The organism is Streptomyces chisholmiae (genome assembly GCF_031845445.1).
Taxonomy (GTDB): domain Bacteria; phylum Actinomycetota; class Actinomycetes; order Streptomycetales; family Streptomycetaceae; genus Streptomyces; species Streptomyces chisholmiae.
On record NZ_JAVREO010000006.1, the window covers coordinates 17,430 to 32,454 of the forward strand.

12 protein-coding genes and 1 pseudogene are annotated in these 15,025 nt (G+C 75.6%); 4 read left to right on the forward strand and 9 right to left on the reverse strand.

The window, feature by feature from the left end; genetic code table 11:
• Nucleotides 1-57: 57 nt before the first annotated feature.
• Nucleotides 58-2,442 (forward strand): DEAD/DEAH box helicase, encoded by a 2,385-nt coding sequence (locus tag RM844_RS11495; protein WP_394814493.1) that lies wholly within the window; start codon nucleotides 58-60, stop codon nucleotides 2,440-2,442.
• A gap of 108 nt (nucleotides 2,443-2,550) precedes the next feature.
• Here RM844_RS11495 and RM844_RS11500 read toward each other — a convergent pair.
• The 7 genes and pseudogenes from RM844_RS11500 to ssd form a co-directional block, all read right to left on the reverse strand.
• Nucleotides 2,551-2,772, reverse strand: a pseudogene (locus RM844_RS11500) (Rv3654c family TadE-like protein); the annotation flags it as partial.
• Between the two features lie 40 nt (nucleotides 2,773-2,812).
• Nucleotides 2,813-3,208: a TadE family type IV pilus minor pilin gene (locus tag RM844_RS11505; RefSeq protein ID WP_311666969.1), complete on the reverse strand. Its 396-nt coding sequence runs from the start codon at nucleotides 3,206-3,208 to the stop codon at nucleotides 2,813-2,815.
• The gene (locus RM844_RS11510) at nucleotides 3,171-3,308 is read right to left on the reverse strand and encodes a DUF4244 domain-containing protein (protein ID WP_311666970.1); all 138 of its coding nucleotides are present in this window, start codon (nucleotides 3,306-3,308) and stop codon (nucleotides 3,171-3,173) included. Before RM844_RS11510 ends, RM844_RS11505 begins: the two co-directional genes overlap by 38 nt.
• Before the next feature lie 288 nt (nucleotides 3,309-3,596).
• On the reverse strand, nucleotides 3,597-4,211 hold the full coding sequence (locus tag RM844_RS11515; protein WP_311666971.1) for a type II secretion system F family protein: 615 nt from the start codon (nucleotides 4,209-4,211) through the stop codon (nucleotides 3,597-3,599).
• Complete coding sequence (locus RM844_RS11520; RefSeq protein WP_311666972.1) at nucleotides 4,208-5,086, reverse strand: type II secretion system F family protein; 879 nt, start codon at nucleotides 5,084-5,086, stop codon at nucleotides 4,208-4,210. Before RM844_RS11520 ends, RM844_RS11515 begins: the two co-directional genes overlap by 4 nt.
• The gene (locus tag RM844_RS11525) at nucleotides 5,083-6,336 is read right to left on the reverse strand and encodes a TadA family conjugal transfer-associated ATPase (RefSeq protein ID WP_311666973.1); all 1,254 of its coding nucleotides are present in this window, start codon (nucleotides 6,334-6,336) and stop codon (nucleotides 5,083-5,085) included. The genes RM844_RS11520 and RM844_RS11525 overlap by 4 nt, the downstream gene beginning before the upstream one ends.
• A complete protein-coding gene (gene ssd / locus RM844_RS11530) occupies nucleotides 6,333-7,499 on the reverse strand; it encodes a septum site-determining protein Ssd (protein WP_311666974.1) in 1,167 nt (388 codons plus the stop codon). The genes RM844_RS11525 and ssd overlap by 4 nt, the downstream gene beginning before the upstream one ends.
• 487 nt (nucleotides 7,500-7,986) lie before the next feature.
• Here ssd and RM844_RS11535 point away from each other — a divergent pair, with 487 nt between their 5' ends.
• Nucleotides 7,987-8,835, forward strand: a complete 849-nt coding sequence (locus RM844_RS11535; protein ID WP_394814487.1) for an HAD family hydrolase — start codon at nucleotides 7,987-7,989, stop codon at nucleotides 8,833-8,835.
• Between the two features lie 62 nt (nucleotides 8,836-8,897).
• Here RM844_RS11535 and RM844_RS11540 read toward each other — a convergent pair whose 3' ends face one another.
• On the reverse strand, nucleotides 8,898-9,752 hold the full coding sequence (locus RM844_RS11540; RefSeq protein ID WP_311666976.1) for a Fic family protein: 855 nt from the start codon (nucleotides 9,750-9,752) through the stop codon (nucleotides 8,898-8,900).
• Nucleotides 9,753-9,858: 106 nt separating this feature from the next.
• Between RM844_RS11540 and RM844_RS11545 the strand changes: the two genes are divergently transcribed.
• Nucleotides 9,859-10,842 carry an ATP-binding protein gene (locus tag RM844_RS11545; RefSeq protein WP_311666977.1) on the forward strand — a complete coding sequence of 328 codons (984 nt, stop codon included), beginning with the start codon at nucleotides 9,859-9,861 and terminating at the stop codon, nucleotides 10,840-10,842.
• Nucleotides 10,843-10,868: 26 nt separating this feature from the next.
• Here the strand turns inward: RM844_RS11545 and RM844_RS11550 are convergent, their stop codons facing one another.
• Complete coding sequence (locus tag RM844_RS11550; RefSeq protein ID WP_311666978.1) at nucleotides 10,869-12,116, reverse strand: polysaccharide deacetylase family protein; 1,248 nt, start codon at nucleotides 12,114-12,116, stop codon at nucleotides 10,869-10,871.
• Nucleotides 12,117-12,386: 270 nt separating this feature from the next.
• Between RM844_RS11550 and RM844_RS11555 the strand changes: the two genes are divergently transcribed.
• Nucleotides 12,387-14,849 carry a SulP family inorganic anion transporter gene (locus RM844_RS11555; RefSeq protein ID WP_311666979.1) on the forward strand — a complete coding sequence of 821 codons (2,463 nt, stop codon included), beginning with the start codon at nucleotides 12,387-12,389 and terminating at the stop codon, nucleotides 14,847-14,849.
• The last annotated feature ends 176 nt before the right edge of the window (nucleotides 14,850-15,025 follow it).

A 15,025-nucleotide genomic window follows, 5' to 3' on the forward strand; every position in this document is an offset into this window, starting at 1 on the left:
GCCCAGCACGACGTCTTACAGCCATTGTCCGTCGGACCAGTGACAGACTCGTTCCTTGTGCACCACTACCAGCCACCCCCGAACGACGCCGAGGCCGACCGGCACGGCCGGTCTCCGGAGGCGGTGCTGGCCCGGTTGAGCGGGCGCGGGGAGCGGGCGCGCCGCGTCACCCATACCGAACGCCTGCCCGGGCGGGCGGAGGTCCATGCAAACTGGCCGGATGGCATACGCCCCGAAGTGTTGGCGGCGCTGCGCGCCGCCGGCATCGAGCGGCCCTGGGCCCACCAGGCGGAGGCCATCGCGCACGCAGTGCGCGGGGAGTCGGTCGTGGTGGCCACGGGGACGGCCTCGGGCAAGTCGCTGACCTACCAGGTGCCGGTGCTCAGCGCGCTGCTGGACGGCGCGGCCGCCCCCAACCGGCGCGGCGCGACCGCGCTCTACCTGGCGCCGACCAAGGCGCTGGCGGCCGACCAGTGGCGGGCGATACGCCGGCTCGCCGGGCCGCTGGGCACGGCCGTCCGGCCCGCCGCCTACGACGGGGACACCCCGCGCGAGGAGCGCGGCTGGGCCAGGGACCACGCCAACCTGCTGCTCAGCAACCCGGACATGCTGCACGGCGGGCTGCTACCGGCCCACCGGCGCTGGTCCTCCTTCCTGCGCGCGCTGCGCTATGTGGTGATCGACGAGTGCCATGTCTACCGAGGGGTCTTCGGCTCGCACGTCGCGCAGGTACTGCGCCGGCTGCGGCGGGTGTGCGCCCTGTACGGGGCCGAGCCGAGCTTCCTGCTGGCCTCGGCGACCACGGCCGAGCCGGGCGCGTCGGCCGGGCGGCTCGTCGGGCTGCCGGTGACCGAGGTCACCGAGGACGCCTCGCCCCGGGGCGAGCTGGTCTTCGCCCTGTGGGAGCCGCCGCTGACCGAGGCCAGGGGGGAGCGGGGCGCGCCGGTCCGGCGGACGGCCACCGCGGAGACCGCCGAACTCCTCTCCGATCTCACCGGACAGGGCGTGCGGACGGTGGCCTTCGTCCGCTCCCGGCGGGGGGCCGAGCTGATCTCGCTCGTCGCCCAGGACCGGCTGGCCACCACCGACCGGCGGCTCGCCGGGCGGGTCGCCGCCTACCGGGGCGGCTATCTGCCGGAGGAGCGCCGGGAGCTGGAGCGGGCCCTGCACAGCGGAGAGCTGCTCGGGCTGGCCGCCACCACGGCCCTGGAGCTGGGCGTGGACATCGCCGGGCTGGACGCCGTGCTGCTGGCCGGCTTCCCCGGCACCCGGGCGTCGCTGTGGCAGCAGGCCGGCCGCGCCGGACGGCGGCGGCAGGGCGCGCTGGCCGTGCTGATCGCGCGCGACGACCCGCTGGACACCTATCTGGTGCACCATCCGGAGGCGCTCTTCCAGCAGCCGGTGGAGAGCACCGTGCTCGACCCGGGCAATCCCTACGTGCTGGCCCCGCACCTCTGCGCCGCCGCCGCGGAAGTGCCGTTGACCGAGGCGGACTTCGCTGACGAACCGGCGCTGTTCGACCAGACGGCGGCCGAGTTGCTGCCCAAGCTGACCGACCGTGGTCTGCTGCGGCGGCGCGGCGCGTCCTGGTACTGGACGCGGCGGGAGCGGCCGGCCGACCTGGTGGACATCAGGGGGAAGGGCGGCGAGCCCGTGCAGGTGGTCGAGTCGGGCACCGGCCGGCTGCTGGGCACCGTGGACGCGGCCGCCGCGCACAGCGCCGTGCACGAGGGCGCGGTCCATCTGCACCAGGGGCGCAGCTATGTCGTCCGGGAGCTTGACCTGGCCGGCTCGGTGGCGCTGGTTGAGGAGGCCAGCCCGCCCTGGTCCACGTCGGCGCGGGAGGTGACCGAGCTGGCCGTGCTGGACACCGAGGTCGAGGTGCCCTGGGGGGACGGACGGCTGTGCTTCGGCTCGGTCGAGGTCACCCAGCAGGTGGTCTCCTATCTGCGGCGCCGGCTGCTCAGCGGCGAGGTGCTGGGCGAGACGCGGCTCGACCTGCCGCCGCGCACCCTGCGGACCCGCGCGGTGTGGTGGACGATGACCGAGGAGCAGCTGGCCGACGCGAACATCCCGCCGGCGATCCTGCCCGGGGCGCTGCACGCGGCCGAGCACGCGGCGATCGGCATGCTGCCGCTCTTCGCGACCTGCGACCGGTGGGACATCGGCGGCGTCTCCACGGCGCTGCACCCGGACACCCTGCTGCCGACCGTCTTCGTGCACGACGGGCACCCGGGTGGGGCGGGCTTCGCCGAGCGGGCCTTCCACACCGCCGCGCGGTGGCTGGCCGCGACGAGGGACGCCATCGCCGCCTGTGAGTGCGAGGCCGGCTGCCCGTCCTGCATCCAGTCCCCCAAGTGCGGCAACGGCAACGAACCGCTGCACAAGGCGGGCGCCATCCGGGTGCTGACCCAGCTGCTGCGGGGGCGGCCGACCAGCTGAGGCGGCGCCGGCCGGGAGGGCCGGAACGGCCGGGTCGGGGACGCCGGCCGGCGCGGCTCGGGCCCTGGCCCGGGCGGTGTGCGGGCCGACCGCCGCCTCGGCGGTGAGGTCGGCCACCTCGCCGCCGAGGTGGCAGCGCACCACCTCCGCCTCCTGCGCCTCGGCGACCCGGTGCGCCGCGGCGCAGGCGGCGGCCGGGCCGGCCGCCGCCTGGTCGGCGGCGGCGAGGGCCGCCATGTCGGCCGCCGCCGCGGCCCGCTGGCGGGCGATCAGCGCCTGGTTGAGCGTCAGGACGCCGCCGAGGACCAGGCAGAGCGAGAGCGACAGCAGCGCGGCCCAGACCGTGGCGCCGCCGCGGTCCCGCCAGCGGCTACCGCGGCTCGACGTGGGCCACCACGCGGGCCGTGGGGGTGAGCCGCAGCAGCCGCGTCGCCCAGGACGGCGCCGAGACCGTGACGCTGTGCAGGGGCCCGTCCTGGGCGACCTCGACGCCGGCGCCGTCCGGCGCGACCGCCCGGGCGACCCGCAGCACCTGCTCGACCGGCTCGCCCCGGGCGGCGGCGCGGGCCGCGGAACGCGCCGCCTCGTGACACAGGGACTGGGTGGCGCAGACGCCGAGTACGCCGAGCAGCGCGCCGGCCAGGGCCAGCAGGACCGGGATGACCAGGGCGCTCTCCACCGTGACGTACCCCCGGCCGCCGGCCCGCCCGGCCGCGCCGGGGCCGCCGTCACTGCGGCGCCTGGAGCGCACGTTCGACCAGATCACGCAGCGCGCCGGTGACCGTGTCGGAGGAGACGATCCGGTGCAGGGCCGCGGCCAGCGCGGCGGCGGCCAGGGTGCCGACGGCGTACTCCGTGGTGCTCATCCCGAGGTCCGGCCACGGCCGGCGGTACGGCCGCGGGGCGGGCCGGGGCGGGCGGTGCCGGCGTGGCCGGCCGACCGTTGGTGGCGCCGACGGCCGCCCGGGCGACGGGCCCCGCCGCGACGTCGGGCGGGCGGTCGATCGGGGGCACGGGCGCGGGGCCGGTGAGCTGAGGCAGGGCATGCTTGTTCTCCTGTTCGTCTGGTGTGTTCCGCCGCTGCGGGCGACTGCTGACCGCGGGGATCGCGGGGCGGGGCACGAGGGCCGGCGGCGAAGGGCGCGGGCGACACGTCAGCTCAGCTCCTGGGCCAACGCGATCACCACGGGTGCCACCCCGAGCAGCAGGAAGGCCGGCAGGAAGCAGAGCCCGAGGGGGCCGGCGACGAGCACCGCCGCCCGGCGGGCGGCCGCCTGTGCCGCCCGGCCGCGCCGCGCCCGCGTCTCCGCGGCCTCGGCGGCGAACGCGCTGACCAGCGGGGCGCCGCTGCTGCCCGCCGCCACCAGTCGGCTGGCCAGCCGCTCGGCGCCGGGCAGCCGCCCCACCCGGCCCCAGACCACCGCCGGCTCACCGCCGAGCCGCAGCTCGGCCGAGGCCCTCAGCAGCGCCGCGCCGACCGGCCCGCGCACGGACACGCCCACCGCCCGGGCCGCGGCGCCCGGCTCGGCACCGGCGGCCAGACAGGCCGTCAACAGCTCGGTGACCAAGGGCAGCGCCGGGTCGGGCGCTCCCCGGCCGCCCCGGCGGCCGGGCCACCGCCACGCCCGGGACCGCGCCGGGGCCCGGCCGCGCAACGCGGCCAGCCGACCGCGCGTCCGCAGCGACGCCCTCAGCTCGCGGACCGTCACGGGCAACGCCAGGGCCAACAGGGCGAGGCTCGCCCAGCGCCACAGCGTTTCGGCGGTCATGGCGACGCCCGCTCGGCCGCGCGGACGATGGCCGCGACCCACGCCATCCCCGCGATCTGGAAGAGGACCCCGAGAGCCAGGCAGAGTCCGCCCGCCGGCGTGCCCAGCAGCACGCCGAGCGGCGAGACGCCCATCGTCGCCCCCAGGGCCAGGCCGAGCACCGGCAGCAGGGCCAGGGCCGTGGCCGTAGCCCTGGGGCCGGCGAGCTGGGCGCGCAACTCCTCGTGCTGGTCGCGCTCGGCGCGCAGCGCCTCGGCCACCCGCTCCAGCCCGGCGGCGAGCGAGGCGCCGCCCTGGACGGCGACCTCCCAGCAGGCCGCGATCCCGCGCAGCCCCTCGGCTCCGGGCCGCTCGGCCACCGAGCGCAGCGCCGCCGGCACGTCTCCGCCGTAGCTGGCCGCGGCCAGCGGGGCCGCCGCGGCCGGCCCCAGCTCGGTGCGGCAGGCCAGCGTGAGCGCCGCCCCGACCGGCCGGCCGGCGCCGACCTCGCCGGCCAGCGAGACGCAGAAGTCCACCACCGCGTCCCGCTGGAGGCGCGCCGCGCGCGCCGCCCTTCGGCGCCGCCACCAGCGGGCGACCAGCGGCACCGTCCCGCAGGAGGCCACCAGCGGCACCGGTGAGGCGGCCCAGCAGGCCAGCAGGCCGCCCAGGGCCAACCAGCCCAGCAGCAGCCGCAGGCCGGCCGCGTCGAGCCGCCACGCACGGGCCCGCCACGGAGGCCGGGAGCGCCAGCCGGGCCCGCGCCCGGGTCGCGGCCGCCCCTGGCCCGCCAGCAGCCGCCTGACCCGCGCGGCCCGCTGGCCCGTCCTGACCAGCAGCCAGGCCCCGGATGCCGCGCACAGGGCCGCGCCGCACTGGATCGCCTGCCCCCTCACAGCGCCGCTCCCCCGCCGCGCGCGCAGAGCGCGGAGAGCCGCGCCCAGCCCCGCTCCTCGACGAAGCCGTCCGGCCCCCAGCGGGCGGCCGGCACCGTCCGCACCAGCCCGTCCGCCCCCTGCTCCAACAGGTGGATCTCGGCGAGCCGGCGACGCCCCGAGGCCCGGTCCCTGACCAGGTGCAGCACCAGGGCCAGCGCGGCGGCCAACTGGCTGTGCAGCGCGTCCCTGGGCAGCCCGGCCGCCCCGCCGAGCGCCTCCAGCCGGGCCGGCACGTCACTCGCCGCGTTGGCGTGCAGCGTCCCGCAGCCGCCCTCGTGGCCCGTGTTGAGCGCGCCCAACAGCTCCGTGACCTCGGCGCCGCGCACCTCGCCCACGACCAGCCGGTCGGGCCGCATGCGCAGCGCCTGCCGCACCAGGTCGCGCAGCGAGACCCGGCCGGCGCCCTCCTGGTTCGCCGGGCGGGTCTCCAGCCGGACCACATGCGGGTGGCTGGGCCGCAGCTCGGCCGAGTCCTCGACGAGCACCACCCGCTCCCGCTCGCCGACCAGGCCGAGCAGCGAGGCCAGCAGCGTGCTCTTGCCGGAGCCCGTGCCGCCGGTGACCAGGAAGGAGAGCCGGGCGGCCAGCACCGCCCGCAGCAGCCGCTCGCCACCGGCCGGCAGCGTCCCCGCCCGGGTCAACTCGGCGAGCGTGAAGGCCCGGTGCCGCACCACCCGGAGCGAGACGCAGGGCGAGCCGACCGCCACCGGGGGCAGCACCGCGTGCATCCGGGTGCCGTCGGCGAGCCGGGCGTCCACCCAGGGGCGCGCGTCGTCCAGCCGGCGGCCGGCGGAGGCGGCGAGCCGCTGGGCCAGGCGGCGGACGGAGGCCGCGTCGGGGAACCGCACGCCGGCCCGCTCCAGCCCACGACCGCGATCGAGCCAGACCTCGTCGGGCCCGTTGACCAGGACGTCGGTGACCTCGGGCGCGGCCAGCAGCGGCTGGAGCGGGCCCGCGCCGACCAGCTCGGAGCGGAGGGCGCTGACCACCGCGAGCACCGCCCGGTCGCCCAACAGCCGGCCCTGGGCTCGGAGCGCGGCGGCCACCCGGCCCGGCGTCGGCTCGGCACCCTCCTCGGCCAGCCGCAGCCGCACCGTCTCCAGCAGCTGCGGGAGGTCCGGCAGCGGGTCGGGGTGGCCGGCCGGCTCGGGGCGGCCGGGGCCGTCCCCCAGCCCGGCGAGGGAGGCCCGGAAATCGGCGCCCGTCATACCGCGGCCTCCCTGGCGGGCCGGGCGCGCTCCAGCAGCGCGTCGCAGAAGGCGGCGAGGGAGCCCTTCGGGTTGGCACCCGGCGGCTCGCCCATCTCGGCGGCGACCGAGAGCCCCGGCTCGTCGGGCAGCTCGCCGGCCAGCGGCAGCCGCAGCATCCGGGCCAGCTCGACCCCCGGAAGGCCGTCGCCCGGCCGCAGCCGGGCGACCAACCGCAGGTCCCGCACCAGCGCGCCGGCGCCGCCGACCACCCGCCGGGCGGCCGTCATCGCCCGCAACTCGCCCGGCACCACCAGCAGCCCGAGATCGAGCTGGGTGAGCGCCTCGGCCGCCGCGTCGTCCACCGCCCGGGGCAGGTCGAGCACCAGCACCCCACCACCGCGCCGGGCGGCGGCCAGCACCGAGCGCATGGCCTCGACCGGCAGCCGCACGCCCTCGTCGCGGTCCCAGCTGAGCAGGCCGACGCCGTGCAGCCGGGGCAGCGCCTGGTCGAGCGCGGCGCTGGAGAGCCGCCCCCTGGCGGCGGCCAGGGCCGGCCAGCGCGACCCCGGGGTGCGCTCGCCGCCGAACGGGACGTCGAGCCCCCCGCCCAGCGGGTCGGCGTCCACCAGGACGCTGCGCCGGCCGCGCCGCGCGGCGGTCACCGCCAGGGCGCAGGCCAGCGAGGAGGCGCCCGCGCCGCCGCGGCCGCCCAGCACGCCGATCGTCAGCGTCTCCTGCCCCGGGCCCTCGACCGCGTCCGCGATCCGGCCGGCGAGCCGGGACTCGTCCCACGGGAGGTGGAGCACCTGCTCGACGCCGAGGGCGATGCCGCGGGCCCAGATCCGGTGGTCGTCCAGGTCCCGGCCGACCAGGAGCACGCCGGGCCGCCGCCCGGGCGAGGCCGCCCGGTCGGCGGCGGCCAGCGCGCGGTCGTCACCGACCAGCACCAGGGGCGCGCGCCACCACTGCTCGGCGGTCGGCGGCGCGCCGTGCGCCACCTCGGCCTCGGCGCCGGCCACGGCGCACAGCCGGAGCAGGTCGTCCAGCAGCTCCGCGTCCTCGGTGAGGATCAGCACGGAGACCGGCGCGGCCCCGGCCGAGACGGCGGATGGAACAGCGGACGAGGAAGAAGAAGCGGGGGGCGGCGAAGGGGAAGCGGGCGTGGCGGGGATATCCACCATGGCGAAGCTCCTCGGCTCCGGGCGCCGAACTCACGGTCGGGCGCCGTCGAAACAGGACGCCACCACCGTGGCGCGTTCCGGAAGCCGTTGGGGATCTCACCCCAAATCTGTGGATAACCCGCTGCCTGTGGAAAAGTCCGTCACCCACACGAGGCATCGGCGCCTATAGCACGAGATCAGACAGATACCCACAGTTATCGCTTACCTGGGGCGCGAGAGGGGAAAGACGGCGAAGCGCGCGCCCCGCGTCTGGGCGCCCCGGCCGGGTGGTCACGCCGAAGCGGCGCCGAGAGCAAGGCCCTGACCTGCGAAAATACACCCGGACAGGCGACGACCCCCGCCGGGGGGGAGAGCGGGGGTCGTCTTCCACGGCCGACTCGGGGGGGGAGGAGCCGGACCGGGTTAGCACGGTCGCGAACGATCCGTGACTTCCATGGTGTACCCGAGAGCCTTCTCAGGCAAACCCACGCGCCCCAGCGTACGCCGAATGGCGGGCCCTTATGCTCGGGGCGTGGAAATCCTGCCGCAGCCCCGCACCGCCGCGTTCTTCGATCTTGACAAGACCGTCATCGCGAAGTCGAGCACGGTCACCTTCAGCAGGTCGTTCTACCAGGGCGGGCTCATCAACCGCAGAGCCGTGCTGCGGACCGCCTACGCCCAGTTCCTCTATCTCCTGGGCGGCGCGGACCACGAGCAGACGGAACGGATGCGGGAGTACCTCTCGGCGCTCTGCCGTGGCTGGAACGTCCAGCAGGTCCGGGAGATCGTGGCCGAGACGCTGCACGAGGTGATCGATCCGATCATCTACGACGAGGCGGCCTCGCTGATCGAACGGCACCACGCGGCCGGCCGGGACGTGGTGATCGTCAGCACCTCGGGCGCCGAGCTGGTCGAGCCGATCGGTCAACTCCTGGGCGCCGACCGGGTGGTGGCGACCCGGCTGGTGGTGGCCGACGGCTGCTACACCGGCGAGGTGGACTACTACGCCTACGGCCCCACCAAGGCCGAGGCCATCGCCGAGCTGGCCGTCTCCGAGGGCTACGACCTGGCGCGCTGCTACGCCTACAGCGACTCCGTCACCGACCTGCCGATGCTGGAGTCGGTGGGGCACCCGCACGCGGTCAACCCCGACCGGGCGCTGCGCCGCGAGGCGACCGCCCGCGAGTGGCCGGTCCTGACCTTCGAACGGCCGGTCCGGCTGCGCCAGCGGGTGGCGCTCGGCATGCCCTCCCGCCCCGCCCTGATGGCGACGGCCGCGGTGGCCGCGGCCACCGCCGGCGGCCTGGTCTGGTGGTACGCCAGCCGCCGCCGGACGGCGGGGCGCGCCGCCGGCTGAGCGCCGGCGCACGCCCCCTCGGTCAGTCCGCCGCAGAACCCCGTCTGCGGTCCGGCTCCCGCTCAGGCGGCGCCGCGCTGGAGGGCCTCACAGACCGCGACCGACTCGCGGGCGCCCAGCTCGACCGCCCGCGCGCAGTGCGCGAGCCAGCCGGCGACCCCGGCCGGATTCCCGGTCAGATAGCCGTCGAGCGCCGCGAGGTAGCGCTCCGCGCCCTGCTCCGCGTGCCCCACCTCGGCCGGCGTGACGGCCTTGGGGTCGAGCCCGCCGGCCACCAGCACCAGCCGGGCGGTGGCCCGGGCGACCACCCCGTTGTGGCTGACGAAGGGGCGCAGGGCGAGCAGTTCGCCGTGCACCACGGCGGCGGTGACCAGCGCCGGCGCCGCCGAGCCCGCCACCACCAGACCGGCCAGGGCGTCCAGCCGGGCCGCCACCTCGTCGACGCCGGGCGGGCCCGGCAGTTCGGCCAGTGCCGGCTCGTCGACCGCCTCGCCGGCCAGCCGCGGCCGGCCGATCCGGTCCCGGTCGCCGGCCGCCTCGGGCTCGCCGGCGGCGACCAGGTGCAGGCGGGCCAGGACCCGCAGCGGGGAGGTCCGCCAGATGCCGAGCGACTCGGTGGCCTCGGCGGTCGCGCGCAGCGCGGCGCCCACCGTCCGGGCCGCCGGGTCAGCGCCGAAGTCGCTGCGCCGCCTGACCTCCTCAAGCGCCCAGTCGGCGCCGGCCAGCGCCGCCGAGGCGCGGGCGCCACGGAGCGCGGCCTCGGCGGACACCTCGGGACTGCGGCGACGCATCACCCGGTGTCCGTAGACGGCGTCCACCGCCTCCCGCACACCGGTCACCGCGGCGGGTACGCCGGGCAGTTCGGCCAGTCTGGCCAGCGGATCGGTCTGCGGTTCGGTGGGTGCTCCGGGGGTCATAGCACCGAAGCCTAGGCGGGGGCCAGCGATCAACGACGACTCGTTCGAGTGGACTTCCCTACTTCGCCCGCTCAGCCCCCACCGGGGCGCCACTAATCTCCTGAACATGAAGATCGCTTTCGTGGGCAAGGGCGGCAGCGGCAAGACCACGCTGTCCTCGCTCTTCGTCCGTTACCTCGCGGCCTGGCGGGTCCCGGTGACCGCGGTGGACGCCGACATCAACCAGCATCTCGGAGTGGCGCTCGGCCTGGCTGAGGAGGAGGCCGCCGCGCTGCCGGCGCTGGGAGCCAGGCTGCCGCTGATCAAGGACTACCTGCGCGGGGACAACCCCCGCATCCTGTCAGCCGAGACCATGATCAAGACCACTCCGCCCGGCGCCGGCTCCCGGCTGTTGCGGCTCTCCGAGGAGAACCCGGTCTTCGCGGCCTGCGCCCGCACGGTGCGGCTGTCGGAGGGCTCGGCCCGGCTGCTGGTGACGGGCCCGTTCACCGCGGACGACCTCGGCGTCGCCTGCTACCACTCCAAAACCGGCGCGGTGGAGCTCTGCCTGAACCACCTGGTGGACGGGCGGGACGAGTACCTGGTGGTGGACATGACGGCCGGCAGCGACTCGTTCGCCTCCGGGCTGTTCACCCGCTTCGACGTGACCTTCCTGGTGACCGAGCCGACCCGCAAGGGCGTCTCGGTCTACCGTCAGTACCGCTCGTACGCGCGGGACTTCGGGGTCAGGGTCCAGGTCGTCGGGAACAAGGTGCAGGGTCCGGAGGACGAGGCGTTCCTGCGCGCCGAGATCGGGGACGACCTGTTGGTGACCCTCGGGCACTCCGACTGGGTGCGCGCGCTGGAGCGCGGGGACGAGCGCCCCTTCGCCAGCCTGGAGCCGGCCACGGCGACGGCGCTGCGGGCGATGCGGCTGGCCTCCGACGCCGCCTACCCGGAGCGGGACTGGGAGCGCTACACGCAGCAGATGGTGCACTTCCACCTGAAGAACGCCGCCAGTTGGGGCAACGACCGGACCGGGGCCGACCTGGCGGCGCAGGTCGACCCCGGTTTCGTGCTGCGGGAGACGCCGAGTCCGCAGCCGGCCTGAGCCCCGGCCGGGCCCGTCGGCGGCGGTCAGCCGGCCAGGAAGGAGGCCCAGCCATCGGGCGGCGCCTGGCCGACGCCGAGGCTCCGCAGCCGGTCGAGCACCTCCGGGTCCTGCGCGTCCAACCAGTCCACCAGCTGCCGGAACGAGACGCACTCGACGCCGTCTCTGGGGCACAGCTCGGTGATCACGTCGGCCACGGCGTCCATGTAGATGCCGCCGTTCCACTGGTTGAAGTGGTTACCGATGATCAGTGGGGCCCGGTTGCCCTCGTAAGCCCGGTCGAAGGCGGCGATCAGGCCGTCGTGCATCTCGGCCTGCCAGGTGGGCCACATGGCCGGGTCGCCGCTCTGTTCGCCGGACTGGTTGACCATGAAGTTGTAGTCCATGGCCAGGGTCTCGAACGAGTGCCCGGGCATGGGGACGGACTGGAGCGAGATGTCCCAGATCCCGTGCCGCCGCTCCGGCCAGACCTGGAGTGAGTTGCCACTGGAGTCGTAGCGGAAGCCCATCTCGGCGGCGGCCGGCAGCAGGTTCTCCTGGCCCTCCAGGCAGGGCGCCCGGCCGCCGACCAGCTCCGTGTCGTAGTCGAACGGCAGCGGGTCGGCCTCGGTGAGACCGGTGGTGGTGCGCCAGTTCTGCACCATCCACTTGGCCTGCTCGATCTCACTCACCCAGTCGTCCTTCGACCAGCTGGACACTCCGGTCGGGCCGCAGAAATGGCCGTTGAAATGGGTGCCGATCTCGTTTCCCTCCTGCCAGGCGAGGCGGAGCTGGTCGAGGGTGGCGGCGATGCTCTCGTCGGAGAGGTATCCGATGTCGGACGCGCCCGGGTCGCGCCCGGGCGGCTCGTAACTCAGGCGTTCGCTCTCCGGGAGCAGATAGAGCCCGGAAAGAAAGAACGTCATGTCGGCGTCGTGTTCCTCACCGAGTTGCCGGAATCGGGAGAAGAGTTCGTTGGCGTCCTCGCCGGCGCCGTCCCAGGAGAAGACGACGAACTGCGGCGGCTCCTCGCCCGGGGCCAGCGGCTCGGGGGCGGGGGGCTGCTCCGGCTGGGGGCCGGTGTTGGCGGTCGAACCGTCGCCGAGGAGTTGGGGCGCGGCTCCGGCCGCGTCCCCGGGGTCCTCCTCGGCTCCACCACCCGGACTCTCGCCCTCCTGACCGTGCTGGTCGCGGCCGGTGCTCCGGTCGCCGTCGGCGGAACAGCCCGCCGCGCCGAGCGCCAGCGCGCCGACGACCGCCAGGGTGGCCGTCAGCCTCGTCGCGTGTGTGCCCATCTCGCGTCCTCCCGATACCAACGCAGTGATTTGCCCGATCCGTCCGTTCTGCGGGGCAGCCCAACAAACTCTTCCTCTCAGCGTTAGAGATGTTTGTATGACAAGCGGTTCCCATGATTTTTTAACTCCTTCGGATTAATTCGAGAGCCATCCGGACTTCCCCCCTAGTACGGAACTTTGCTCGGCATTACCATCCATTTACCAACGCTTGAGAAATGCCATAGCTCATGTAACGCCGGGGTTTTCGCCCCTCACGGACGGAGACGGAAGATGTCCGCCTGCGCCCCCACGCCCGATTCGACCCAGCCCGAGCCGAGTCACGCCGAGTCCTCGACCTCCCCGTCGTCCCCCACCGCCCCGACGTCCCGCTCCCCCAGGGCCCCGTTCGGCCGTCACCGCGCGGATCTCTCCGCCTCGGTCTCCGTCTTCCTGATCGCCCTGCCGCTCTCCCTCGGCATCGCCCTGGCCATGGGCGCGCCGCTCCAGGCCGGGCTGGTGGCCGCCGCCGTCGGCGGCATCCTGGCGGGCGCCATCGGCGGGACTCCGCTCCAGGTCAGCGGCCCCACCGCCGGCCTCACGGTGATCATGGCCGACCTGATCCAGCAGTACGGCTGGCGTGCCACCTGCGCCATCACGGCGCTCGCCGGCCTGATCCAGCTCGCGCTCTCCGCGCTCCGGGTGGCCAGGTCGGCGCTGGTGGTGAGCCCGGCGATCGTGCACGGGATGATGGCCGGCATCGGCGCCAGCATCGCGCTCTCCCAACTGCACATCGTGCTGGGCGGCGATCCGGAGAGCTCCGCCCTGGAGAACCTCGCCGACCTGCCGGGCCAGCTGGCCGATCCACAGCTCGCCTCGCTCGCCATCGGCGGGGTCACGGTCGCGGTGCTGCTGCTCTGGCCCCGGCTGCCCGGTCGGTCGGGCGAGGTGCTCCGCAAGGCCGCGCCCGCCGCGCTGGCCGCCCTGGTGTTGGCCACCCTCCTCTCCTCGGCGCTGTCCATCGGGGCACCCCGGGTCGATCTCCCCTCCTGGAGCAGTCACGCGCTGCCCCAGCTGCCGGACGGTCCGGTGCTCGGCATCCTGGCCGCGGCCTTCACGATCACGCTGGTGGCGAGCGTGGAGTCGCTGCTCTCCGCGGTCGCCGTCGACAAGTTGGCGACGGCCAGGCAGCGGGCCGGCGGCCCCCGGGTGCCCCGGGCCGACCTCGACCGTGAGCTGCGCGGCCAGGGCGTGGCCAACCTGGTCTCCGGCTCGCTCGGCGGGCTGCCGGTGGCGGGGGTCGCGGTGCGCAGCTCGGCCAACGTCGCGGCCGGCGCGGTCAGCCGGCGCAGCACGATCCTGCACGGCTGCTGGGTGCTGTTGGCGACGGGCCTGTTGGTGGGGCTGCTGGAGCTGATCCCGCTGGGTGCCCTGGCCGCCCTGGTGATGGTGGTCGGCATCCAGATGGTCAACCTCAACCACATCCGCAGCGTGACCCGACACCGCGAGGTGGTGGTGTACGCCGTCACGGCGGTGGGCGTCCCGGTCTTCGGGGTGCTGGAGGGGGTGGGCCTGGGGATCGCGACGGCGGTGTCGGTCGCCCTCCACCGGCTGACCCACACCCGGATCAGCCAGGAGCCGCTGCCCGACGGCGGACACCGGGTGCGCGTCCGCGGCCAGTTGACCTTCCTCGCGGTGCCTCGGCTGACCCGGACGCTCGGCCAGGTCCCGGAGAAGGCGCGGGTCTCCGTCGAGTTGGAGAGCACCTTCATGGACCACGCCGCCTACGAGACGCTGCACGACTGGCGGGCGGCGCACGTGGCCCAGGGCGGGTCGGTCGAGCTGCCGCCCGGCCTGGCGGAGGCCGGGGGCGGTGCGGCGGCGCCGCACCGCTGCCACTCCTGGCAGTCCTGGCGCAACCACCGGGCCGACGGCTCACCGGCCGGCTCCTCGGTGGCGCTGCCCGATCCGCTCCTCGGTGGCCTGCGGCTCTTCCAGAGCGCCACGGCGCCCGTGGTCCGCGCGGAGTTGGCCAGGTTGGCCCGCGAGGGGCAGCGTCCCGGGCAGCTCTTCCTGACCTGCGCCGACTCGCGGCTGGTCACCAGCATGATCACGTCGAGCGGGCCGGGCGACCTGTTCACGGTCCGCAACATAGGAAACCTGGTGCCCGCCCCCGGCACGGAGGCCGGCGACCACTCGGTGGGCGCGGCGATCGAGTACGCGCTGACGGAGCTGGGCGTCACCACCATCACGGTGTGCGGGCACTCGGGTTGTGGCGCGATGCGGGCGCTGAGCAGGGTGGACCGGGAGCCGGGAGAGCTGCCGGACGGCGCCCTCGGGCGCTGGCTGCGCCACGCCAGGCCCAGCCTGGATCGGCTGCACGCCGGGCCGCCGCCGCGGCTCGACGGCGGCTCGGCGGACGCCGCCGGCGCCGGCGGTGCGTCGGGAGACGACCTCGGAGAGGTCACGGTCGAGGACGAGCTGGAGTCCCTCTGCCTGGCCAACGTGGTGCAGCAGTTGACGCACCTCGCGCGACACCAGCGGGTCGCGCAGCGGCTGGCCGAGGGCACCCTGGAGCTGCGCGGCATGTACTTCCACGTCGGCCGGGCCCAGGCCTATGTGCTGGAGCGGGAGCCGGGGCGCCCCCCGGTCTTCACGGCGGTGCGGGCCGAGCACGCGGGGGAGGCGAGAGAGGTGGCCGCGGTCCCGACGCCCGGTGCGGCGGGCGGCCCGTCGCCCGTTCGTCGCAGCGGCTGACCGTTCATCGCGCAGGGTTCGAATGGCCTTGTCAAAGCCAGGTGGGACTGATGAGGTGTGCCCTGGGACACACCTGACGCCGTGCGGGAGACTGCCTTGCGCGACGGGCGCCTGGCCGTCGGTCCTGGCCGCCCCGTCCATGTTCGTCACCCGCGGCGGCGGTATCAGCGGGCCGC